This window comes from Chitinophaga caeni, from assembly GCF_002557795.1.
Classification (GTDB): domain Bacteria; phylum Bacteroidota; class Bacteroidia; order Chitinophagales; family Chitinophagaceae; genus Chitinophaga; species Chitinophaga caeni.
Map to the genome: position 1 here is coordinate 3,654,474 of NZ_CP023777.1, position 24,585 is coordinate 3,679,058.

Here is a 24,585-nt window from a genome sequence, read left to right on the forward strand (position 1 = left end):
CTTTAATACCTATTCTTGACCTTTGTAATATCAAAAACAATTCACGATACGGAGTGGTGAGGAGTTGATAGGCAAAGCTGATAGATACATGAAAATATGCATTACATTGATAGCCATTGTTTCGCTGTTATCATTTACAGCCTGCCATCGTCACGATATGCAAACCCCCATCAAGCGGACCTTTGTATTGAGTGATGTAATGTTGGATGCTTTGACTTTTGATACGGTTAAGCAAAACAACGTGGTACTTCCTTCGCAAAGTGATGTTTTACAACAGGCGGGCGCCCTTGATACAAATTATATTGCAAGTATTCTCGATAGGGCGATGCAGCGGATGGAAGTGATCATCCCGAGAAACGTGGTAGTAGAAAACGAGCATCATTATTATGTGCTGGTTTTTAAAGATCGATATAATATTTCCAGCAGGGAAATTCATATCGACCAGGCGCCGGGGAAGGATTTATACCTAGTAGGTGGCTTAAAACCTGGGGAGTTACTGGTTTCATCCCATCAACAATTGATATTCCAAGCTTTGAACGAATCCAGTGATTAATTAAACATGGTAAAATCGTTAGCTCGGTAGCATAAAATCATCGTATATAATTGTTGATATTCCAGTACAAAAATTAGGCATTGGTTTTAGTTCGCATATAGATAGATAGTAAACAACAGTCCTGAATTAAACTGTTCATGCACAATCTTTCCGCCTTGCCTTAGAGGATACAACGCAGGGCGGATTTTCTCTAGAAAAATCATACAGGGTAGATAGAACAAACCGATCCATTGCCATGGCAAATATGGATCGGTTTTAATTATGTATAACCCGGTTAAATTTATTTACGTGCGGGGATTATTTCCTTCTTGCAACCTGGGCCGCAACCTTTGTTTCGATTTGTTGAAGATCATCTGGCCTTTATCGATTCCTTTCCTGAGTTTAGCCTGCTCTTCTTCAGGTAATAGAACCACTTCATGGCAAGCTTCGCTACAACAGCCCCTGTATTTTTCGGCGCAGGCCTCACATTGAATAAACAATAGATGGCAGCCTTCGTTTTTACAGTTAGTATGTGTATCGCAGGGGGCGCCACATTGATGACATTGCGAAATTATTTCATCCCCGATACGCTCTCCCAGGCGGTCATCGAACACGAAATTTTTACCGCGGAACTTATTTTGTAAGTTCCATTCCTTCGCCTTATTGCTGTATTCAATAATGCCACCTTCGAGGTGGAACACGTTATCGAATCCATTATGCAGCATATAAGCAGAGGCTTTCTCGCAGCGGATGCCGCCGGTGCAATACATGATGATATTCTTATCCTTATGTTCTTTCATCATCTCAACAGCCATCGGCAGTTGTTCTCTGAAAGTATCAGAAGGTATTTCTATGGCATTTTCAAAATGGCCTACTTCGTACTCGTAATGGTTCCTCATATCGATGATCACGGTATCCGGATCTTCTGCCAGGGCATTGAAGGCTTTGGCATTTAAGTACTTACCACGTTTCAGAATATTGAAATTAGGATCGTTTATGCCGTCGGCTACTATTTTTTCCCTGGTTTTAACCTTTAGCACCCAAAAGGATTTACCATTATCATCTACCGCCACATTCAACCTGATGCCATTCATGAAGTCATAACCGTAAATCACCGCTACGAAAGCATCGTAGTTGTGTTCCGGGATGCTGATTTGAGCATTGATGCCTTCGCGGGCCACGTAAATTCTACCGAAAACCTTTAAGTCGTACAGCTGGAGATATAATTGATCGCGGAATGCTTGTGGATCTTTAATGTCGGCGTATTGATAAAACGATACGGTTTTCCGCTTGAATGTTTCTGCCGCTAATTGCTTTTTGAGTTCCTCGGCAGAAACCCTGTTGTGTAATACCATTTTTTAGAAATTTTAAGGACAAACGTCGGTTGAACAAAATTTCAAACACTATTGTTATTGTAAATTAAGTACGCAAAGGTATAAAAGAAATTACTTATTCAGCGTTACCCTAAAGTATATTATAACCAAGATCTAGTATAAAGTAAAGTATTGCTAAAAGTATTTATTTATTAATTATTGAAAGACATTGCTATGTAGGCGTGGCATCATTTTTGAATTTTAGCTATCAACCAAAATATTTCTTAACCCTAAAAATGATTGTTTATGCATCCTTACGTATTATACTTTTTTTTAACAATCCTCGCATTATGGGTTTACAGGCTATTGGTTTATTTCTACGGTAAAGATCCCAAGGATTCCAAGGCCACGATGCGAAGGGAAAGGTGATATCCTTTTTAATCCCTAAAACTGAAAAAATATTTAAAGATGGCAAGCAAAAACAAAGCCCGGGGAACCATAGATTCTTCCGGGCTATTTTTATTTTTCCAAGGAAATGCCTGCTAACAATTAACGCACCTGGATGTTCCCGCCAAGTAAGCCGCCTAGCCCTACGCGCACGCCTACCCTCGTTGGTGAGTCACTCTGGTATCCTGCCACCACGTCTACCCTGAATATTTTCAATATATTTTCCAAGCCGGCAAAGACCTCGTAATACTGGTTGTCCTTATTAACATAGAAAATGTTTGAGCCTGCTACCAGGTTCCATTTCAAACGGTTGAATAACGGTATCTTATTGGTCAGTAAACCATTGAAATGATGTTCAACGTTCAACATCCCGTATAGGGATGCTGTATTACTATATTTATAATAAGGAGCTAGCTGGAAGCTGTTTAAATAATTGATGTTATAAAAAGTTTGGTTGCCGTTAAAATGCTGCATGTCGGGTATGGTATAAGCATTGTCATTGAAGAACCCGCCGGTAGTAACACGGTATTTGAACATGCCGAACAGTTTAAAATTCAAGTTATCCGTAACGGAAAAGTTCCATTTGTCATAATCCACATCGCTGCCTAATACATCTTTGATGCCCTTGCTGTAGGAAACACTAAATGTGGGGTATTTCGATCCTAAAGGTACCTTCCCCGTCGGAAATTCAATAAACCGTTGACCGGGCTGATAACTCGCATTTACGTTGAAAATGACAGCTTGCGAACGTTCGAATGGTATATCTGCTAAATCCTCGGGATGGTTCGGTGTAAAGGACTTCTTATCGTTTTTGAAGATTACAAAATCAGTCGTGTTCTGCAATGGTAAACGATCTTCATATAACAAGGTGCTGCTTAACCTCAATGAACTGGTCCATGCTCTTTGGAAACCCAAAAAGCCAAACCAGTTTTCATATAGTTTCATGTAGTTGTCTTTGAATAGCAACGTATAAAACTCGTTGGTTAAAGGATCGATCGGGTTCGCTTTATTAAATTGGCTGACCCTTTTACCGCCGCCGAATGACCATGTATTGCGTGCATTCGTATTGCGGCCGGGCTTTAAACCGGAATATGCGAAATAGGCATTACCATTAAAATGTTGGTTACTGATGCCGTACCTTAACTCTGTCTGCGATACAAGGGATCTTCCTTTCCCCAAGTTAAACGACATATTGCTAACTATCCTAGGCACTATACCTTCGACTGTATTGTATTGTAATGATTTTGCCAGCCCCTTTATATTAAAAGTATGCTGTGCGACCACGGTATCATCCATGAAATAATGCCTGCGGGTTACCCCGCCCCAAATAATATCTGTAAACTTAACGTGTCCTTGCTTTGCTTTTAAACTATCAATATTTTTCCTGAGGTTGGCGCTGTCCTTCATCGCCCTTGAAATACTATCTTTTTTCCTGAAATCTTCTACTTCTTCTTTTTCCAAAGGTACAGGCCTGATGGTGTCCCAATATGCCATGCTCCGTTTTTGAGAGGCACTGTCATATTTCATCAATGTTTGATTAAAATAACCTTTCTTGAATGTAGGGTGCAGGTTGTATTTGGAATATACATTCACGAAGGTGCCGCCCAGGTTAAACCCGAATTGGTGCAAAGTAAATGTTAGTACCTGGTCTTTAATACGCCAGGTGCCGGCTTCTACCGGAATATGCGTTTGCTTGATTTCCAAGCTATCGATTAACTCCAACTGGTAATCCTTGGTCAACATCAAGTCGGTACTATGTATCCTCCAGTCATCATCCGTAATAAAAATATAGCCTGAAAACAAGGGCTCGAACTTTCGCCTCGGGATCACTAATATCTTGTTGACCGTTTTGCCATCTTCGATAAAGGTTCCTTCGAGGCGGTATTTATAATAGAATAAAGCGTTATTGGCTATCGGTGAAATGAATCCCCGCGGATTCAATTGTGAAGATAATGGTTGTACATTCGCTTCGTAAAAATTGATAAACATTGGGAAGCTAATGCCGTAGCCATCGCCGCCACTCACCCGATCTGAAATCACTTCCAATTTGAGCTTGTTAGGTTCCTGGTAGGCAACCTGCGTTACGGACTCCGACAGGAAAACGATGCCTTTGCCGGAAGAATCTACCCCCAGGTCACCCTTGTCTATTTTTTGCCCGAAAACTTTCCTTGGAACGCCTTTCAGCTTCAGTTGATTTTTTATATAAGATTCACAGGTATAAGCATTCACCTGGTTCAAATAGAACTCCCTTTTCTTAATGGCTTGCCGGATGATTTCATAAGCCGGGTCCTCCCCGCCTGATTTGATCACCACCTCCTTGATCTGCATACTGAGCGGTTTCAATACAATGTTCAGTTCAAGGTCGTTATTGACAACCGTTATGGCTTTCTCTTGCTTTTGGTAGCCCATATATTGACAAACAATCGTATAACTTCCCGGGGATACATCGAGAACGTATTCCCCGCTCATATTAGTCGTCGTCCCGTTCGTAGTACCCTTGAGGTAAACGGTTGCAAAAGCAAGGGGATTGTTTTGCTCATCGGTAATTTTACCATGGATAGTACTAGCTTGGGAAACGTTTCCAATTAGCAGGAATAGGGTAATAACGGATATAATTCGCATGGGTCAAAAATAATCGCATAGATCATTTATCGTGAGCCTCCCGCTCTATTTTAGAGAATTTTTAACCGGGTATTGGCTTTCTCTTAACAGTTCTAGGTTGCCATCAAGATAAGATTATGATTGCTAAATCGGGTTCAACTATAAACGGAACGTACTTTTTTCGGAAATCGCTTATTCCGCACGAAAGCAGCGGTCATCATAGAGAAGCCGCCTACAATCCCACCTAGTAAAGCAGTAATTACAACGATCGTTTTCGGCGCATAACGTTGCAATAATAGTTGACTGATTCGATTAGCCATAATATGATCGTTATAAAGATCAATAATAAAGGCCAGGCTAAACCAAAGCAATGCGATGGATAAAAATCCACAAATAAACGCCGTACCGGCCTTCTGAGGAATAAGTAACCCGATCAAGAATGCAGCAATAGCAATCGCCCACCAATCCAAAAACAATCCCAATCCATAGGCTGCCGCCGCCGTTAAAATTAGAGCAACAATAAAACGCATATATGCAGGTTATAAATTTTGAAAGGCATTTTCAAAGGAACTTCTATTTAATCGTAACCGGTTCACTCAAATACCACATTTACTCATACCAACTCAATAGAAACCAAACACCATCACACAACACTGAATTTAATACATTTTTACAAATTCTCCTTAGAAGAAAAATATCAAAACCATCAAGCCCCTCAAAAAAATCCCTGAAAGCGCTCAATGAAGTTATCTAAGCCATGCTTTTCTCCAATGCCTGCTCGATATCATTCATGATATCGTCCACGTGTTCCAAACCGATAGATACCCTGATCAAGCCCGGGGTGATACCTACTTGCAAACGTTCCGTTTCCGACAGTTTCGCATGCGTAGTGGAAGAAGGATGCGAAGCAATGCTTCTGCTATCACCTAGATTAGCTGTCAGCGACAATAACTTGAGGTTATTTAAGAACCGCCTGCCCTTATCTAAGCCGCCCTTAATCTCGAAGCAAACTACGCCGCCACCTTTACTCATTTGTTTCTTCGCGATTTCGTATTGTGGGTGGCTGGGTAAGAAAGGATATTTTACCCATTCCAGGTGCGGGTTGCGCTCCAAGCGTTGCGCTATCTCCAGGGCGCTGGCGCTGTGCTTATCCATCCTCACATGTAAAGTTTCCAAGCTTTTGCTCAACACCCATGCATTGAATGGCGACATCGACGGCCCGGTACTCCTGCAAAAAGTGTAAACATCTTTCACTAAATCTTTCCGGCCCACAACCACACCGCCCAATACGCGACCTTGTCCATCGATCCATTTCGTGGCGGAATGCACCACGAGATCAGCCCCAAATTCAACCGGGCGTTGAATCACGGGTGTAGCAAAACAATTATCCACGCAGAGTAAAATGTTATGCTTCTTCGCAATCGCGGAGAGTATAGACATATCAACGATTTCCAAACCGGGGTTCGATGGCGTTTCCACGTAGATCATCCGTGTCGTTGGTTTTACCAGGGCTTCCACCGAAGCGGGATCGTTGATATCGAAATAATCATGAGAAAATCCCCATTTCGGGAAAAACTTCGTAATGATCGTATGGGTAGACCCGAAGATGGATCTTGAAGAAATCAAGTGGTCGCCTGTTTGCATGAAAGCCATGAAACAAGCAAATATGGCGCTCATACCCGAAGCAGTTGAAAAACCGCTTTCCGCACCTTCCAATGCAATCATTTTACGGGTAAACTCGTCTACGCTAGGATTGCTGAAACGACTGTAAATATTATCGTCGGTTTCATCGGCAAAAGCCGCCCTCATCTCTTCGGCATTATCGAAGCAGAAGCTGGAAGTGAGGAACATTGGCGTCGAATGTTCCATTTGTTCGGTACGGTGCGTTTGTAAACGTACCGCGTCTGTTTCCGGATGGTAGGATGATTTCATGCTAAAATTCTTTGTACTAATTGGCAGATTCGTTTACTTTCACTTCCCAGGTCAGGTTCGTATTACCCTGGCGCAGTGTTTCGGCTACGGAACAATATTTATCCATCGATAATTCTACGGCCCTACGCGCTTTGTCCGGGTCCACATCGCCATCAATACGGAATACCAGGTGTGCCGATTCCCAAAGCGATGGTTCCTTACCCTTCTCCCGTTCTGCATCGATCGAAATTTCAAAACCTGTAATATGCTGACGTTGCTTCTTCAGGATCATCACTACATCTATCGCGGAACAGCCTCCCAAACCCATGATCAACATTTGCATGGGACGGATACCGTTGTTCTTACCCCCGTTTTCGACGGATGAATCCATCAAAACAGAATGACCCAATTCATCTACAGCTTCCATATTGAAGCTGTCATCGATTCTTTTCAAAGCTATTTTCATCGTATTACATGCTTATTTGGCTTCAAAGATAATCAATATCAACCAGCATAGCTACCCCCTTGCTGCCGATCCTGGCAGTTTGTTGATAATACCCTTCCCCGGGATGCGGCCGGTAAGTTGCAAGTTAGATTTGTTAGTCAGCACCAGTTCTCTACCCGGCGCCGGTTGTGTCACTCACTGCATCCGTATGAATCCTGCCAAGCTTTTTTCCCTGTAGTATCCGGCGCTCCCGGGATGTCAATGCCCGTAACATGATGCTGCTAAGTAAAGCCCCGGGGCGTATAAATTCGGTTAATTCCTTGTTACAATGCCGCTGTTCGATTAATTTTGCGCAAAATTGAATCATTGGCACAGGCAATTTATCATATCGATCAAACATTTGAATTGGAATCCGGCGAAGCGCTTCCTGCTTTGGATATCGCGTACAGCACCTACGGTACACTCAATGCCGGCGGCGATAACGTGATCTGGATTTGTCACGCCCTGACGGCTAACTCGCAGGTGGCCGATTGGTGGTCGGGACTGGTAGGTGATGGTAAGCCGATTGATACGTCGAAGTATTTTGTTATCTGTGCCAACATCCTGGGTTCTTGCTACGGCACCACCGGGCCGCATAGCATAAACCCGGCTACGGGAGAGCCTTATTTCGCATCTTTCCCACAAATCACGATCCGCGATATCGTGAAGGCACACCAGTTGTTGAGAAAACACTTGGACATCCGCAAAATTCATCTTCTCGTTGGCGGTTCAATGGGCGGTTACCAAGTATTAGAATGGTCGATTTTAGAACCCGCTGTCATCGACCGGTTGTTCATCTTGTGTACAGGCGCTGCGGAAAGTGCCTGGGGAATTGCCGTTCACACCTCGCAACGCCTGGCTATCGAAGCGGATCCTACATGGAATTTGCCTCAGCCGGATGCAGGTAGAAATGGTTTAAAAGCTGCCCGTGGCATCGGTATGATCTCGTACCGGAACTATCAAACTTTTGTACGCACACAATCTGATCCCGATAAAGAAAAAGTAGATCATTTCAGGGCATCTTCATATATCAATTATCAAGGCGACAAGTTGGTTAAGCGCTTCAATGCCCAAAGTTATTGGATCTTGACCAAGGCAATGGATAGCCATAACATTGCACGCGGCAGAGATGGCGATACGGATGACATGCTGAAAAAAATTCTTCAACCAACCTTACTCATCGGCATTACCAGCGATATATTATGTCCTCCGGAAGAACAGCGTTTAATCGCGGAAAATATGCCGCACACGATTTACCATGAAATCGATTCCCCGTATGGTCATGATGGTTTCCTGATTGAATTTGAAACGATCGGCGCAATATTATTGGACTTCTTGGATAAAAAAGAGATTTAGTAGCGTTTCAAACGTTCGGAAAGCCTTGCTGGTTCGAGCTTCCAAGCTCGGACCGACGAACAATTTGGAACATTGACAATTTTATCGGAAACGAAAAAGCGCGCCCTCCCCGCACATAAACATTCAATTTAGAATTCCTAAAACAGGTGCACGATATCCTATCAGTAGAACATTATACCACGCGGAAGTCTGAGCTTGGAAGCTCGAACCTGCAAAGAATTTTGAGTATTTAATTATTTGCCGAAAGCATTCTGAAAAAAGCAATGCAAAATTTAGCATTCGGCCAGTGATTTTGTATTCCTAAATTTCTTATATTTAGATTAATTAAACATATTTCTTAGTAACCTTAGTAACTGACCGTGCTTTAATCCAGGTAGGAAAAGCTGTTGTTGAAATGTAGTGCCTGTAGATTTATTAACCTTTAACCAAAAATTCCAGGGTCGCAACAATGATTCCCTAGCTAGGCTGATTCAATCCAATTGAAAAGCATATGCTGATAAAAGATGATACTTTTTTAATCCACAGCTCCTTTCGGAGACTTATAGAACAATAATTATAGAGTAATATTTCAGAGACACCCTAAATTCCATCATTTATGAAGAGCAGTTTACACAAATTCTGCCTGCTACTAACAATGCTGTGTACCACGGTAATGCTTCAGTATGCCTCGGCGCAACAAAATTCAACCCTGCAAGGAACGGTTACCAACAAAACTACAGGTGAAAAACTGGTAGGTGTTTCTGTTGCCGTGAAAGGAACTAATACGGGAACAGTTACAGATGGTGAAGGACAATTTAAATTAACGGTAAGCCAACCTTTCCCTATCACATTAACCTTTAGTTATGTAGGCTTTAAAACGCAGGACCTGGTCGTTACCAATGCGGGGCAAACAATAGAAGTGGCGCTTGTTTCCACGCAAATACTCGGGCAGGAAGTCGTGGTTTCGGCTAGCCGCGTTTCCCAAAGCATCATGGAATCGCCTGTATCCATAGAGAAAATCAATACGCAAGCGATCCGTGAAACCCCCGCGATGAGCTTTTATAACTCTTTACAAAATATTAAAGGCGTGGAGTTTAGTACACAGAGTTTAACGTTTAACTCGGTAACTACCCGCGGTTTTAATTCAAATGGTAATACCCGTTTCAACCAGTTTGTTGATGGAATGGATAACCAGGCGCCCGGCCTGAACTTCTCCGTGGGTAATATCCTGGGCATGAGCGACCTGGATGTTGAAAGCGTTGAATTGTTACCCGGCGCCTCTTCCGCTTTATATGGCGCAGGTGGTACAAATGGTACCTTGATTATGACGAGTAAAAATCCTTACGATTACCAGGGATTAAGCCTTCAATTAAAAGGCGGGATCAACCATGTCGGTAAGAAACAAGGGGTCGGCACCAGTTTCATTCCCGATCTGAGCGCCCGGTATGCCAAGGCATTCGGGAAATTCGCGTTCAAAGTAGGCGTTTCTTATATGCAAGCCAATGATTGGAGGGCTCAAGATTCTTCTAATATCAACCGCTTATTCCTGAAAAATATTCCCGGCTATTCCCATAAAGACGATCCTAATTATGACGGTATCAACGTGTATGGCGATGAGATCAATGCGAATTTGCAAGATGCCGCTAACGGGATCTTGAACGCCATGCGTCAGCAGATTATAGCTCAATACCAACAAGCCAACGGCGGCGCTAATCCCCCACCGGGATATGTAGATGCCGCTTTACAAACATTACCGCAGGCGCAACCTTTTTTACTGGGTTTGCAAAATGGGCTGATTCCTGATACCGTTGTATCCCGTACCGGTTACAATGAATCTGATGTGGTAGATTATGATACCCGGATTTTAAGAGCTAACCTTGCTTTGCATTACAGGTTTACGAATACTTTGGAATTAATTCTACAAGGAAACTGGGGGCGCGGTACCAGTGTTTACACAGGCGCCGATCGTTATTCTCTCAGTGATTTCAATATGGGTCAATATAAAGTCGAACTGCGCGGTAAAAACTTCTATGTTCGCGGTTACACGACGCAGGAACGTTCCGGCGATTCTTATAATGCTACTGCCCTCTCCAGCTTGATGAACGAAACTTGGTCGCCCAGCGCTTCTGAATGGTACCCCACATTTATCGGTAACCTGGTGGGTGCAAGGGCGCAAGGTCAAGATTTAAGCACGGCATTATTATACGCTAGGAGCCAAGCGGATGCAAACCGCTATTTACCGGGAACTCCTGAATTTGAAGCGGCGAAGAAAGACCTAACGAATCGCTATATCGGTGTTGGTGCTGGCCGTGGAGGGGCAAAATTCAACGATAAAACAAATATGTACCATTATGAGGGGATGTATAATTTCAGCGATGCTATCAAGATATTCGATTTACAAGTAGGCGCTTCTTACAGGAGGTACGATTTAAATTCCGATGGTACGATCTTCGATGATGCCAACCAGGATATTAAAATTGATGAATACGGCGGGTTCTTGCAAGTACATAAGAAATTGGCACAAGATAAGATCAGTTTAACCGGCTCTGTTCGCTATGATAAAAATGAAAATTTTACAGGGCGTTTTACCCCGCGTTTAGCAGCAGTATTTACGGTAGCGCCTGAAAATAATATCCGCTTATCTTATCAAACAGGTTTCCGCAATCCAACCACGCAAAATCAATATATCGATTTACTCGTTCGGGCCAATACCCGTTTAATCGGCGGTTTACAAAGTATGTTGGAGAAATATGACCTTTATAATAACAAGGGCTATACACAAGCAAGTGTTCAACAGTTCCAACTTACAGGGGATCCTAGCGTGCTGAAGCAACATACCTTTGCCAAGTTCAAGCCCGAAAGTGTTAGCGCTTACGAGATCGGTTACCGCGGCTTGATTAACAAGAGACTTTTAATCGATGCTTATTACTATTATAACAGGTACAAAAATTTTGTTTCTACACTAAACATCATTCAATCTCCCGATGGAACCCCGATGGGCTTAGCGAGTTCCGATGCCAAGATCTTCTCAACCGTAGTTAATAGCACGAACGAAGTGAAAACACATGGTGGCGCTATCGGTTTGGATTATGTTGTCAATACCTGGACTTTCTCTACCAATACCTCCTTTAATACGATCGTAGATAAATCCACGGAGTTGTATAACGATTTCAACACCCCCAAATGGCGTTTTAATCTCGGCGTAGGTAACCGGAACGTTTATAAAAACATCGGCTTCAACATTAATTTCCGTTGGCAGGACACTTACCGCTGGACTTCCACTTTCGCTGTTGGAGATGTGCCGGCATTCAGTACATTGGATGCACAGGTCAACTACAAAATTCCATCCGCGAAAGCGATGGTTAAGATCGGCGGATCGAATGTGTTGAATCACCAGTATATTACTTCATTCGGTAATCCTTCTATTGGTGCGGTTTACTATGCATCGATTACGTTTGAAGGCTTGTTGGCAAAATAATAATCATCCAAAACAGATCTTGCCATATATAGTGAAGGCCCGGCTTTACACCCGGGCCTTCGATTTGTTGTAACCTTCAACTAGTGAAGTATCTTTTATCTAAATGATAGATTATACGTTGAAACGGAAGTGCATCACGTCGCCATCGCTCACCACGTATTCCTTTCCTTCTATCCTGAAGCGACCGTTTTCGCGGGCGGCGGTTTCAGAACCGAATTTCACGTAATCATCGTAAGAAATTACTTCGGCCTTAATGAATCCTTTTTCAAAGTCGGTATGAATCACACTGGCAGCTTGCGGCGCTTTCCATCCGTTTTGGATCGTCCAAGCCCGAACTTCCTGTACGCCAGCGGTGAAGTAAGTGATGAGTTGTAACAATTTGTAAGTAGAGCGGATCAACCTGTTCAAACCCGGTTCAGTCAAACTGTATTCAGAAAGGAACAGCTCCTTATCATCGGGATCTTCCATTTCTGAGATCTGCGCTTCGATGGAATTGTTCATTACAATTACTTCTGCGCCTTCGGATTGAACGGCAGCCTTTAGTATTTCAGAGTATTTGTTGCCAGTTAAGATTGAAGCCTCATCAACATTGGCTACATACAAAACAGGCTTCTCGGTAAGCAGGAATAAATCGGCTATCGCGCCACGATCTTCCTTGGCAATATCGAGTGCACGGATATTCAAACCCTTTTCGAGGTGATCTTTACATTCTAATAAAACTTCCAGCTCCCTTTTAGCTTTAGGATCGCCACCGGTGCGCGCCATCTTCTCAATACGGGCTAATTTCTTTTCCACGCTTTCCAAATCCTTCAACTGCAATTCAGTATCGATAATTTCTTTATCTCCAACGGGATTAATCTCCCCTTCTTCACGGAGGATATTTTCATCTTCGAAGCAACGGATTACATGCACGATGGCATCTACTTCGCGGATATTAGCCAAAAACTTATTACCGAGGCCTTCTCCCTTGCTTGCACCCTTTACTAAGCCTGCTATATCCACAAACTCTATGGTAGTCGGTACTACCCTATTAGGTTGCACCAATTCGGCCAATTTATCTAATCGTTCATCGGGAACGTCTACTAATCCTACATTTGGTTCTATCGTACAGAAGCGGTAGTTGCTTGCTTGCGCTTTCGCACTATTACTTACTGCATTGAATAAAGTTGATTTACCTACATTCGGCAAACCAACGATACCTGCTTGTAACGCCATGTTTTCAAAAATTTGCGCAAAGATAGCCTTTTAATCCAAAATGACCAGTTTATCTTGTTAAATTCAAATGTTATATATAAGCTATTTTAATTGAACAAGTGTTTCAACCAAGAATAGAAACTGTTTTCTGAACATTCAGAATCCCCACTTCCGCGCATTTGGTAAACTTACAATTACGGGTTATTATATTATTAAATTATATGTTTTATAATACTTGCATGCAATAACCTTAGAGCATTCGTCTTAACCTCCGCTGGCGTGAGCTTCCATGTTCGTATCAACAATGAACTTGCGATTTGTTGGTAAACGAAGGTTCAAAGGGCAGGTATTCGGCTTGGGTATTCTCCAATTCCCGTTTGATTCCCATGCAGTAGAACGGTGCGAAAGGCACGGGCTAGGAAGCTCGCGCCAGCCCAAGGTATTCCCGGAAAATGAAGGTTCAAAGACATGCATCCGCACCAGGAGTTTTTTATTGCGCCGTAATTCTTTTATCCATTCATATTTCCATTTAGATCAATTCTTTACATCATACTGGATATTTTCTTATTTTGTCGGCCAAGCAAACCTTAACACTTATTAGAACAATCAACTTGTATGGCATTAAATATTGTTTGGCTAGCGTTTTTCGTCATTGCTTTTATAGTTGGACTATATAAACTGATCTTCTTAAATGACTTGGAAGTATTTAGCCAGGTTACCAACGGGATGTTTGAAAGTGCGAAGGCCGGGGCGGAGATATCCATCGGTTTAGTTGGCATCATGACTTTTTGGTTGGGTATTATGAAGGTGGGTGAAAAGGCCGGTGCGATTTCCTTATTTTCGAGGTTAGTCAACCCGTTTTTCTCAAAATTATTTCCCGGTGTTCCTAAAAATCACCCGGCGCTAGGTTCCGTTTTTATGAACTTTAGTGCTAATGCCTTGGGTTTGGATAATGCCGCGACTCCCTTGGGCTTAAAGGCTATGAAAGAATTGCAAGATCTCAATCCATCGAGCGATACGGCATCCAATGCACAGATCATGTTCTTGGTGTTGAATACCGCGGGTTTGTCTATTATACCTACTTCTGTTATCGCGTTACGTTTGGCAAGCGGTTCGAGCCAACCGGCGGAAATATTCGTACCTACCCTTTTGGGTACCTTTATCTCTTTCGTTTCCGGGATGATTGCTGTTGCCATGTATCAAAAAATTAACCTTTTCAAACCTGCAATCCTTGTTTTCCTATTGGGCTTCGGCGGTTTAACTTCAGGCTTGTTTTACTGGATGAAAGATATGCCGCCGCAACAGATGGCTACCTATACAGGGCTGATCGGTGGTGGAATCATTTTCGCTATTATCGTGATGTTCCTGGTACAAGGATTTATAAAGAAAATTTCCGTTTACGAAGTTTTTATCGAGGGTGCAAAAGAAGGCTTCCAAGTATCCGTTATGATTATACCTTACCTGGTGGCGATCCTTGTCGGTATCAGCGCATTCCGCACTACGGGTTGCATGGACTTTATCAACAACAGTATCGGCAGTTTATTTGCTGCTATGGGCTTCAATACCGATTTTGTGCCCGCGTTGCCGGTTGGGTTGATGAAAATTGTAAGCGGTAGTGGTGCGCGGGGTTTAATGGTAGACATCTTCAATAACCCCTTGTATGGCCCGGATTCTTTCGTGGGACGATTAGCGAGTATCATGCAGGGTTCTACCGAAACAACTTTCTACGTATTGGCCGTATATTTCGGTTCCGTTGGGATCAAGAAAACCAGGCACGCCCTGGCCTGTGGTTTGATTGCCGATTTTATCGGTATTATCGCGGCCATCCTGATCGCGTATGCGTTTTATCATTAGTTAAATATCTATACGAACTATCTATCTATTCACGCGTTATCTATATTCTGTCCTATGCTAGTAAAGAAAGCTTTGCATGAAGATTGGATTGCGGTTATTGTCGCATTCCTCAGTATGTTTATTATCATTACGTTTTATGGTCCACAGATGCCGAGGTATTCATGGTACGACACCCAAACTTTTGTGCAGGAATTGGGTAAGGGAGGTAATTATTTGCATACGCTTGTTTTATTTGCCTGGGCTACATTGGCGCTCATCTTATATAAATTTTTAAATAAGCAAGAGCGTCCATTTTCAGTAATCCCCGGTATGGTAGTGGTGATGTTGATTTCGATGTTGGCACAATTTATCACGAGTAACCATGCCGTAAAGAATCTCGGTATCGAGATTGTATTATTCAGCCTGTTAATCGGTTTATTCCTGAGCAATGTTACCGGGATACCATCCTGGGTAAAACCGGCGATTCAAACGGAGTTCTTCATCAAAACGGGTTTGGTATTACTCGGCGCCGGTATCATCTTCCATGATATATTAAAAGGTGGCGCCCTGGGAATTTTGCAATCCGTGGTCGTGGTATTTACCGTTTGGTATTTTGCTTTCTGGGTATGTAAGAAGTTTAAATTAGATGATGAGTTTAAAATGATGATCTCAAGCGCCGTTAGTATTTGCGGTGTATCTGCTGCCATCGCAACTTCCGGTGCTATTGAAGGCGACAACAAAAAACTTTCTCATGTTATATCCTTGGTATTGATTATCGCGATACCGATGATGCTGTTTATGCCAATGATCGCCAATGCCCTGGGTTTGAGCGAAGCGGTTGCAGGCGCCTGGCTGGGTGGTACTATCGATACTTCCGGGGCAGTAGTGGCCGCCGGTACGATTTTAGGCGATGAAGCGTTGAAATATGCTACGCTGGTTAAGTTCTCACAGAATGTATTATTGGGCATTGCAGCATTTTTTATTTCCGTTTATTGGACTTACCGCAAAAATGGTCCAGGAAAAGATATACAAGAAAGGCCCGGTTTGGCAAGTATCTGGCAACGGTTTCCCAAGTTTGTACTAGGGTTTGTATTGGCATCCCTGGTGTTCTCTTTCCTGTTAAACCCGGATGTTGCCAAAGCTGCGAAAGCGCCGATCAAGGATTTGCAAACTTGTTTCTTCGCGTTGGCATTTGCCTGCATCGGGCTGGAAACCAAGTTTACCGATATATTTAAAATGGAAAACGGGCGCCCTGCCATGGCTTTTATCATAGCCCAAGTGTTCAATATTTTCTTTACATTGATCATGGCATATTTGATATTCAAATAATTAATTATCAAGGGGTAAGATGGATTCAGCTTATCCCTTGATACAATCGTCCATACCAGTGTTTAATATAGAATTAACGCGCAAGAATTGGTAAACCCGAAATTCTTGCTAAAATTTACCGGGAAATCGAGTCGTCCTTGAAAATTAACATCCAATATCGTTTGTTCCTCGGCTGCCTCCTACTCTTTTTAGGTTGTTCTAAAGACCAGCAGCCCGATCCCTTCCCCGATAATCTCCGGGGAAATGTAAACCGGTGGATTCTCGATAGCCTGCACAGGTACTATTATTGGTCCGATGAAATTACAAAGCATGTTGATCCGAATTTGGAACCGGTAGCTTATTTCGAACAGTTATTATCTCCGAAAGATCGTTTCTCCTGGATCAGCAACCGCTCCAATCATGCTCCTAAATCTAACAGCTTTTTCATTTACGGGTTTCATTATGCCATCGTTTCATTAGATGAACTGAATGGTGAATACCTCGCTGTGATCACCGATGTTAATCCTTCAGGTGCGGCAAATGCCAAGGGTTTGAAACGGGGAGATTGTTTCATCGCGGTAAACGGGATCGCTATTAACCAGGCAAATATTACGCAGGTAAACAAGATTTTAAACGATAATGATTTAAATACCCTGGAGCTGCTGCCCGTGCAATTGTCGGATCCCATAGATACATTACCGGCTATTCAGCTCAACCGGGGATATGCAGGAGCGGATGCCATACGTTTCACGAGAATTTTTAAGGGGAATGCAAAAACAACGGGTTATCTATATTATACTTCTTTCGATGAAAATTATGATGGCTTACTGATCAATGCTTTCAGCAAGCTCAAGGAAGCGGGCGCCAATGAACTGATCTTAGATCTCAGGTATAATGCCGGCGGCAGCGTGGCAACAGCTGCGAAACTGGCAACTCTCATCACGGGAGAGTTACAAGGGCAGGATGTTTTCGCCGTTTATGCAGGCAACAAGTATGAAGGGACGCATCCCCAAAAATTAAATGATGTTTTGTCAACTTCTTCCAACAACCTGGGAAAGCAATATAGCCAGTTAGCGCCCTACAGTTTAAAACTACAACGTGTATTCATACTCACTACCGGGGGCACCGTATCGGCTTCCGAATTATTAATAAACAACCTAAAGCCTTATTTACAGGTAGTCCAGATCGGTAGTACTACCGAGGGGAAAGATGAAGCTTCATTCTTGATAAAAGATGTGGATAATGACTTGCAAGATCATTGGCAAATGCAGCCCACGGTATATAAATTACTAAATGCCCGGATGCAAGGGGCTTACGACCAGGGGATAGCGCCAACATATACCGTTAACGAGTTGAGTAAATTGCCTTTAGCAGCATTGGATTCAGAAGATGACCCCTTGTTATTGAAAGCTTTACAGTTGATTTACGGGAGCCAATTTCCTTGGCCGGCAACGGAGTTGAAAAAAGTCGGTGCAGGCAAATGGCACACGCGTACGTTGTTTGAATCTTCAGCGAAGTTAGCGCAGGAAAGCTCCGTGCTACTAATTCCAAAACCGGGAACGAATTAATTCCAAACCAAATGTCTTTTCATGAAAGTAGCTGCTTTTATTACGGATCAAGAACTGTTGGATTCCATGAAACTTGATGATGAGCCAGCTTTTGCGCGGTTGTTCAACCGTTATTGGGAACCACTTTGTGTTGCGGCAGCCAAGCGTTTAGGGCAGGTTCCAGATGTGCAAGACATCGTGCAGGAAATCATGAAAACCGTTTGGGAGAAAAGGCATGCTTTGCATACAAATGAAGATGGCTCCCTGGAAGGATATTTATTTACCTTGTTGAAATACGCTATTATAGATACGATTAGCAGGGATTCCAAGATGGAAGTTCGCAAAAATGTATTCCAACAATTTGTGAGTTTGCAAGAATCTTCCGTTTTTGAAGGTCTAATTACCAAGGAGCTCGATGCCGCTATCCAGGAAGAAATTTCAGGGATGCCGCAGAATATGAAAAAAGTTATCCTACTAAGTAGAAGCTATAATTATTCTATCCCAGAAATTGCAATACAGCTTTCCTTATCAGAACAAACTGTAAAAAACTTACTTAGCCAAGCTTTAAAACGTTTAAAAACAAGGGTTAGTCACTACTACCGGCACCTCCCGGCATCCCATGCAGATACTGCATTTATCATTATCGGTTGTTCCATCTTGGGATTTTAGTTTGGTAACAATTCGTTAACCTGTTTTGAAAGTACCGTTTCTCTATTTAGGCAGTAATTAATATAGAAGTCTTTAGAAAATGGAATTTTTCAAGAACATATTTAAACGTTACCGTGATGGCGAAGCCTCTGCACAGGAAAAGCAGTTGGTGGATAAATGGTACGATGTAAGCGGTGGGTTTACCAAGCCTAGCTGGATAACAGATCATTGGATCAAGAGAGAAAAACGTAAAGCATGGCAGCAGCTTACCGGTTCATTAAACTTTTCTCCTTCCCGGAAAAGCAATACCGGGAAAGGTTTACTCATTCCTATTGTTTGGAAGTCAGTCGCGGCGATACTTGTTTTAGGAGCTTGTTTCACAACTTGGAAATGGGTATCTCCAATTGCCGCGGATACGAGCATTTATGATGATATGCAATCTTACCAAGCCGGCGTAGGTGTACGGAAAAAGTTTGCTCTACCCGATGGTTCGAATGTTTGGCTAAACAATGGTAGTTCGATGCATTTATCTGCCGGGGCTTTTGTAAATGATGATAAACGCGAGATATGGTTAGATGATGGCGAGGCATATTTTGAAGTTGCGAAAGATGAGAACCGGCCATTTGTTGTTTACAGCAACTCGATCGCCACGGAAGTATTAGGAACATCCTTTAATATAAATGCATATAACAAGTTAGCCCAGACTAAGGTTACAGTCATCAGCGGGAAAGTAAGGTTGATGCATGGCAATGAAATATTGGATACACTTTCCCGCAATATGTCCTTGGTATACGATTCCGTTTCCGGTAAACACCAAGTAACCAAATCGGGCATGCCCATCAATAATGTCGCTTGGTGGAACGGTTATTTCGTTTTGGAAGGGGCCGATTTCCAAGAGCTGAAATTACGGATGCTCTTGCGCTACGGTGTCGAATTGAAAACGGGTAACCCGAAAATCATAAAGGCGTCTTTTACTGCTACTTTCCAGGGCCAGGTTCCGTGTTCACAAGTGCTGGACGCCATTTGCGCTATCTATCAAACAACTTATAAAACTTACGATGATAAATTGATCATCATCCAATAAACCTGCCCTCGCGGCTTCTATACTGTCCATCGGTTGATGGTAAATTATTCAACAAAATTAATGTCTGTAACGTATGAGAAAACAGGTACACTATTGCTATGCCTGGCAAAAAAAGATTGCTTTTCTGACTGTATGCATCTTGCTGTGTTTCCAATTTGGAGTACTGGCTCAATCACCGAAAACTAAGACGATTACTGCTAGTTTACAGGATGAATCTTTGGGACAACGGTTAAAAACTTTACAACAAATAAGCGGCATCACGATCGCCTTCGAAGAAAAAGATGTAGCCTCTTGGAAAGCGTCTGCCGGGGTTTATAAGAATGAACCGCTAATGAAAGTGCTGGATTATACCTTGAGCGGCTTACCCCTCCGCTTCAAGGAAGTGAACGGTGTGATCGTTATCTTAACTGCTACCGGGAAAACCCAGCAGCAGCAAGAAGGGAAACTTGCAGGGCAGTTGTTAGATGCCCATAGCGCGGAACCTATCATCGGCGCTACCCTGAGAATCGGTCAGCACGGAACTACCACGGATGTAAAAGGTTTTTATACTTTGTCACTCCCGCAAGGATCTTACACCCTTGAAATCTCTTATATCGGTTATACAACCAAGCAAGTAAAAGATGTGGCCATCATTGCCGGGAGAACACAGGAACTGAACCTGACAATGAGTGCGCAGAAAGGAACATTAAAAGGTGTGGAAGTGGTTGCGAACATGCGCCGCGAAAGTATTGCAGCCCTTTACGTGAAACAGAAAAATAGTCCCGCGATCAGCGATGGTATCAGCGCGGAACAAATCCGCAGAACGCCGGATAATAACGTGGCGCAGGTGCTTAAGCGCGTTAGCGGCTTAACGGTGCAGGATAACAAGTTTGTTACGGTAAGGGGAATGAGTGAACGTTATAATAATGTACAGCTAAACGGCTCTATCCTTCCCAGTACGGAACCGAACCGGAGGAACTTTAATTTCGATATCATACCATCTAACCTAATTGATAATGTCGTAGTAAATAAAACGTTTACCCCCGACCTTCCGGGCGAGTTCTCGGGTGGCCTTGTACAGGTGAATACCATCGATGTACCGCATGAAAATTTCTTGCAAATAACGGCCGGCATGGGCTTTAATAATAATAGCACGGGAAAGGAGTTTAAAAGTAATGCCCGTTATAATGCCGATTTTTTCGGTGGCGGTAGCGAGCGGGATTGGTTAAATAAATCTTGGAAAACAAATGAGTATAACCAGGTGTATTTACAAGATTATCCAGCGATGGCAGAAATTAATAAAAATATTCCAGCACGCTGGTCAACCTATAACTTTACTGCTAAGCCCAACCAAAACTATCAATTGTCATTAGGCCATTCATTCCGCTTAAAAAACAGCAATTCCATCGGTCTAGTTATTTCAGGTATGTACCGCCACGATGAAGAGATCGAAAACATCGAAGGTATCACGCGGGCCGTGGAAACATTTGAACCCGGGAAGAATAATATTTACAAGTTCATCACATCTTTGGGAGGACTGGCTTCCCTATCTTGGCAAGGTAAGTCCAGTAAGATTACCTGGCGGAATTTATATAACAGGAGGTTTACAAATAATTACATAGAACAACAATATTTTATCCTCGGTGGTGGAGGTAACGACCATGCCAGGGAAACCTATGCCAACATTTTACAAAATACCTTGTACCAATCAAGGTTAGAAGGGGAACATTTGCTAAATAAGGGCGGCCTTAAACTCGATTGGTTTGCCGACTATAATAAATTGAACAGGAATCAACCGGATGATAGGCTCACCAAGGCCCTTATATTGGGAACAGATGAAACCTCCGGTAAGCCGCTGCTCGATTATCTTACATTTATTACGGATACTTATTTGACGAACGGTGGCTTAATCAGCACCGGATTAAATGAGGAAAAGAAGAATATCGGCTTTAACCTGGAGTTTCCATTCAAATGGAATGAGAAGAACCAAAAGCTGAAGGTTGGCTACTGGGGCACTTTCAGGAATGCAACCTTCAAGATGGTTACGATCAAACCGATGAAATCGCCCAATGCACCGGATAATTTCAATAGCATGTTTTATGGAAAACCGGTAGAGGAATTATACGGGCAACAGAATTTCGCGAACGATTACCTTTATTACAGGTACGCCTATGCGAGCGCCGGTGCCAATGCTAATCAATATTCGGGAAGCCAGGATATACATGCCGGTTACTTATTGCTGGATTTGAATCCATTTGATAAACTTAGGTTTATTGGTGGCGCCCGAATGGAATATTCCCAGATGGATGTTTATACATCTACCCGGTTATCAACCGGCGATCCTGCGAATCCCATCCGCTGGGTAGATAGTGTTATCCGCTACTCTGAACCCAAATGGTTACCATCTGCTAGCTTAATATATAGTTTAACCCCGAAGGTAAATATCCGGGCAGCATATAGTCAAACTATTGCCCGGCCAGATTTTAGGGAGCGTTCATACTTCCGTTATTATGATATCTACCAAAGGGCCATGTTAAACGGTAATGGCGGGCTCGAAATCTCCACCACTGATAATTATGACCTGAGGGTTGAATATTATCCAGGCGCAGGTGAAGTTATATCGGTAAGCGGGTTTTATAAGAAGTTTATCAAGCCGGTTGAGCTGGTTTCATATGTCACGTCTGGCACCGCCCAATATACCCAACTTTTCTTCAACCTAGAAAATTCGAAGATCGGTGGGTTCGAAGTAGACTTTAGAAAGTCATTGGGCTTTATCGATTCCCGTGCCGAATGGTTGCAGCAACTATACTTAAGCGGCAATTTTTCTTGGTTTAAAGGAAATGTAACATACGATCCTAACAAGTTGGCGGCAGAAGCACAAGGCATTGAGCTGGATTCAAATGTAGCGACGAATCCTTCCAGGAATAGACCTTTACAGGGATTATCTCCCTATGTAATTAATGGCGGTATCAATTACCTGGGCCGCTATTTTGGTCTGAACCTAGTGTATAACCGTTTTGGTCGCAGGATTAAAATTGCCGGGGTAGATGAATATAACGATGAATATGAAAATCCACGGGACGTATTAGACGCGCAAGTGAGCGCGAAACTATTGAAGCAACGATTGGAGATCAGGCTGAATGCAAGTGACTTATTAAACCAGTATTTCATTGTTTATAAGAACATGAATTTTGATGAAAACGGCAGCCCCATCATTAATAAAAATAACCCGGGGGGATACGATAAAAATACAGATTGGACACTTTATAAAAGCCGCTTGGGTAGCACTTATTCGGCAACGATCACATACAAATTTTAACATCCATAACCAATATTTTCCAATATACCCAAATCCAAGTATTTAACCTTTTTAAATCTAAAACTATGCAAAGAAAAACAATTGTTAGCCTGGCTTCCTGCATAGGTATCCTAGCGATTACTCTATTTGTTGCCTGTAAAAAGGAACAAACAAAATCTGATCCGAAAGCATTGACTGCCGGTACCCCTGCCCCATCAGAATGTTGTACCGTAACAAATACCGTTGTATTGCCTGAAATTATCAGCAGCGACTACAACATGCAATGTAACACCTTGTACATCCTGGATGGTAAAACCTACGTGACAAATGGCGCTACACTGCATATCGAACCCGGTACAACGATCGAAGGGGTGAAAAAAGCAAATCCTGATTCAGCTTCCGCACTGGTAATTACCCGCGGCGCTAAAATCGATGCCCAGGGTTTGGAATGTTGCCCGATCATCTTTACTTCCCACGAAGCAAACCCTGTTCCCGGTGATTGGGGTGGCATCGTGATTCTCGGTAAAGCTCCCGTTAATCAAAATAACCCTGCCATTGAAGGTATCAACCCGCCAACAGTTCCCGGCGGTGTAGATTACCATTTCGGTGGTAACGACAAATGCGATAATTCCGGTATCCTGGAATATGTGCGTGTTGAATTTGCAGGTGCTTCCATCGCGCCGGATAACGAGTTGAACGCATTTACATTTGGCGGTGTCGGCAGCGGTACTACTTTGAATCACGTTCAAGCTTATTATGGCGCTGACGACGGTTTCGAGTTCTTCGGTGGTACTGTTAGCGGGAAATACCTGTTGTCCGTAGCTTGTAACGATGACCAATTTGATTTCGACTTCGGTTACCAAGGTCGCTTGCAATTCGTAGTAGGTATCTTGGATCCAAACATCGATTATTCCAGCAATTCAAACGGTATAGAATCAGACAACAACGCTACCGGTGCTTCTGTATACCCACGTACTAGGCCTATCATCTCTAACATGACCCTGGTGGGTACCTCTAATTGCGGTACTACCGGTTCCGGGAATGTTCAATACGGTATGCACTTCCGTCGTAATTCTGGCTTGGTTGTAAGAAACAGCGTTATCTATGGATATAATACGGCAACTTACTTAGACGGTTCGGCGGTATATAGTTCATTGACCAATACCAAGGCATTGGCATGTTCGGATACTACGAAATCGCAATTCCTGGATAACATCACGAACGGTTGTGTAGCTTGTTATAACACCGGTTGGACACCGAGCCCTACCAATACTTGTGCTGCTTCAACAGCGGCTATGGGTATTGCAACACCATTCGGTTTATCCGCATATTTCACGAACGGTTTAAGACCATCTGCACCACCGGCTTTAATCGGGGCCGACTTTACAGGTTTGTTGGATGTTACTTGCCGCCAGTGTGAAAGCGCTGTAAACTTCTTCGACCAAGTTACTTACAGGGGCGGAGCTTACGGACCGGCAAACAAATATTGGTTAGCCGAATGCTGGGTAAACAAAGTATTTCAATACACTTTTTAATTAAAATTCCCGGTTGGGTATAAAGGAATTTATTGATAATGACCAGGTAGTTATAGTT

At 42.9% G+C, this 24,585-nt stretch carries 18 protein-coding genes; 11 read left to right on the forward strand and 7 right to left on the reverse strand.

What is annotated here, in order from left to right:
* Positions 1–88 precede the first annotated feature (88 nt).
* Positions 89–553, forward strand: a complete 465-nt coding sequence (locus tag COR50_RS15320) for a hypothetical protein (RefSeq protein ID WP_098194794.1) — start codon at positions 89–91, stop codon at positions 551–553.
* 284 nt (positions 554–837) lie between these two features.
* On the opposite strand, the gene trhO is transcribed toward COR50_RS15320, so the two are convergent.
* The gene (gene trhO, locus COR50_RS15325) at positions 838–1,887 is read right to left on the reverse strand and encodes an oxygen-dependent tRNA uridine(34) hydroxylase TrhO (protein WP_098194795.1); all 1,050 of its coding nucleotides are present in this window, start codon (positions 1,885–1,887) and stop codon (positions 838–840) included.
* Between the two features lie 264 nt (positions 1,888–2,151).
* Between trhO and COR50_RS22670 the strand changes: the two genes are divergently transcribed.
* Positions 2,152–2,274 (forward strand): hypothetical protein, encoded by a 123-nt coding sequence (locus COR50_RS22670; RefSeq protein WP_262496272.1) that lies wholly within the window; start codon positions 2,152–2,154, stop codon positions 2,272–2,274.
* A gap of 120 nt (positions 2,275–2,394) precedes the next feature.
* On the opposite strand, the gene COR50_RS15330 is transcribed toward COR50_RS22670, so the two are convergent.
* The 5 genes from COR50_RS15330 to COR50_RS15350 all read right to left on the reverse strand — a co-directional run bounded on the left by COR50_RS15330 (position 2,395) and on the right by COR50_RS15350 (position 7,616).
* Positions 2,395–4,914, reverse strand: a complete 2,520-nt coding sequence (locus COR50_RS15330; RefSeq protein WP_098194796.1) for a DUF5686 and carboxypeptidase regulatory-like domain-containing protein — start codon at positions 4,912–4,914, stop codon at positions 2,395–2,397.
* Between the two features lie 134 nt (positions 4,915–5,048).
* Positions 5,049–5,423, reverse strand: a complete 375-nt coding sequence (locus COR50_RS15335) for a hypothetical protein (RefSeq protein WP_098194797.1) — start codon at positions 5,421–5,423, stop codon at positions 5,049–5,051.
* Between the two features lie 220 nt (positions 5,424–5,643).
* A complete protein-coding gene (locus COR50_RS15340) occupies positions 5,644–6,825 on the reverse strand; it encodes an O-succinylhomoserine sulfhydrylase (RefSeq protein ID WP_098194798.1) in 1,182 nt (393 codons plus the stop codon).
* Positions 6,826–6,841: 16 nt separating this feature from the next.
* Entirely contained in the window at positions 6,842–7,270 is a 429-nt protein-coding gene (locus COR50_RS15345; RefSeq protein ID WP_098194799.1) for an OsmC family protein, read from the reverse strand.
* 151 nt (positions 7,271–7,421) lie between these two features.
* Positions 7,422–7,616, reverse strand: a complete 195-nt coding sequence (locus tag COR50_RS15350) for a hypothetical protein (RefSeq protein WP_098194800.1) — start codon at positions 7,614–7,616, stop codon at positions 7,422–7,424.
* Between COR50_RS15350 and metX the strand changes: the two genes are divergently transcribed.
* Complete coding sequence (metX, locus tag COR50_RS15355; RefSeq protein ID WP_098194801.1) at positions 7,616–8,644, forward strand: homoserine O-acetyltransferase MetX; 1,029 nt, start codon at positions 7,616–7,618, stop codon at positions 8,642–8,644. The genes COR50_RS15350 and metX overlap by 1 nt on opposite strands.
* Positions 8,645–9,239: 595 nt before the next feature.
* Positions 9,240–12,101, forward strand: coding sequence for a TonB-dependent receptor (locus COR50_RS15360; protein ID WP_198405667.1), 2,862 nt, complete (start codon positions 9,240–9,242; stop codon positions 12,099–12,101).
* 111 nt (positions 12,102–12,212) lie between these two features.
* Here COR50_RS15360 and ychF read toward each other — a convergent pair whose 3' ends face one another.
* Entirely contained in the window at positions 12,213–13,316 is a 1,104-nt protein-coding gene (gene ychF / locus COR50_RS15365) for a redox-regulated ATPase YchF (protein WP_098194803.1), read from the reverse strand.
* A gap of 594 nt (positions 13,317–13,910) precedes the next feature.
* Between ychF and COR50_RS22690 the strand changes: the two genes are divergently transcribed.
* The 7 genes from COR50_RS22690 to COR50_RS15405 all read left to right on the forward strand — a co-directional run bounded on the left by COR50_RS22690 (position 13,911) and on the right by COR50_RS15405 (position 24,527).
* A complete protein-coding gene (locus COR50_RS22690; protein ID WP_098194805.1) occupies positions 13,911–15,149 on the forward strand; it encodes a nucleoside recognition domain-containing protein in 1,239 nt (412 codons plus the stop codon).
* A 54-nt stretch (positions 15,150–15,203) separates the two neighbouring features.
* Positions 15,204–16,457 carry a YeiH family protein gene (locus tag COR50_RS15380; RefSeq protein ID WP_098194806.1) on the forward strand — a complete coding sequence of 418 codons (1,254 nt, stop codon included), beginning with the start codon at positions 15,204–15,206 and terminating at the stop codon, positions 16,455–16,457.
* A gap of 137 nt (positions 16,458–16,594) precedes the next feature.
* The gene (locus COR50_RS15385) at positions 16,595–18,004 is read left to right on the forward strand and encodes a S41 family peptidase (protein ID WP_157760904.1); all 1,410 of its coding nucleotides are present in this window, start codon (positions 16,595–16,597) and stop codon (positions 18,002–18,004) included.
* Positions 18,005–18,025: 21 nt separating this feature from the next.
* Positions 18,026–18,652 carry an RNA polymerase sigma factor gene (locus COR50_RS15390; RefSeq protein WP_098194808.1) on the forward strand — a complete coding sequence of 209 codons (627 nt, stop codon included), beginning with the start codon at positions 18,026–18,028 and terminating at the stop codon, positions 18,650–18,652.
* Between the two features lie 79 nt (positions 18,653–18,731).
* Positions 18,732–19,715, forward strand: coding sequence for a FecR family protein (locus tag COR50_RS15395; protein ID WP_098194809.1), 984 nt, complete (start codon positions 18,732–18,734; stop codon positions 19,713–19,715).
* Between the two features lie 73 nt (positions 19,716–19,788).
* A complete protein-coding gene (locus COR50_RS15400) occupies positions 19,789–23,013 on the forward strand; it encodes a TonB-dependent receptor (RefSeq protein ID WP_098194810.1) in 3,225 nt (1,074 codons plus the stop codon).
* 65 nt (positions 23,014–23,078) lie between these two features.
* Entirely contained in the window at positions 23,079–24,527 is a 1,449-nt protein-coding gene (locus tag COR50_RS15405; RefSeq protein WP_098194811.1) for a hypothetical protein, read from the forward strand.
* The last annotated feature ends 58 nt before the right edge of the window (positions 24,528–24,585 follow it).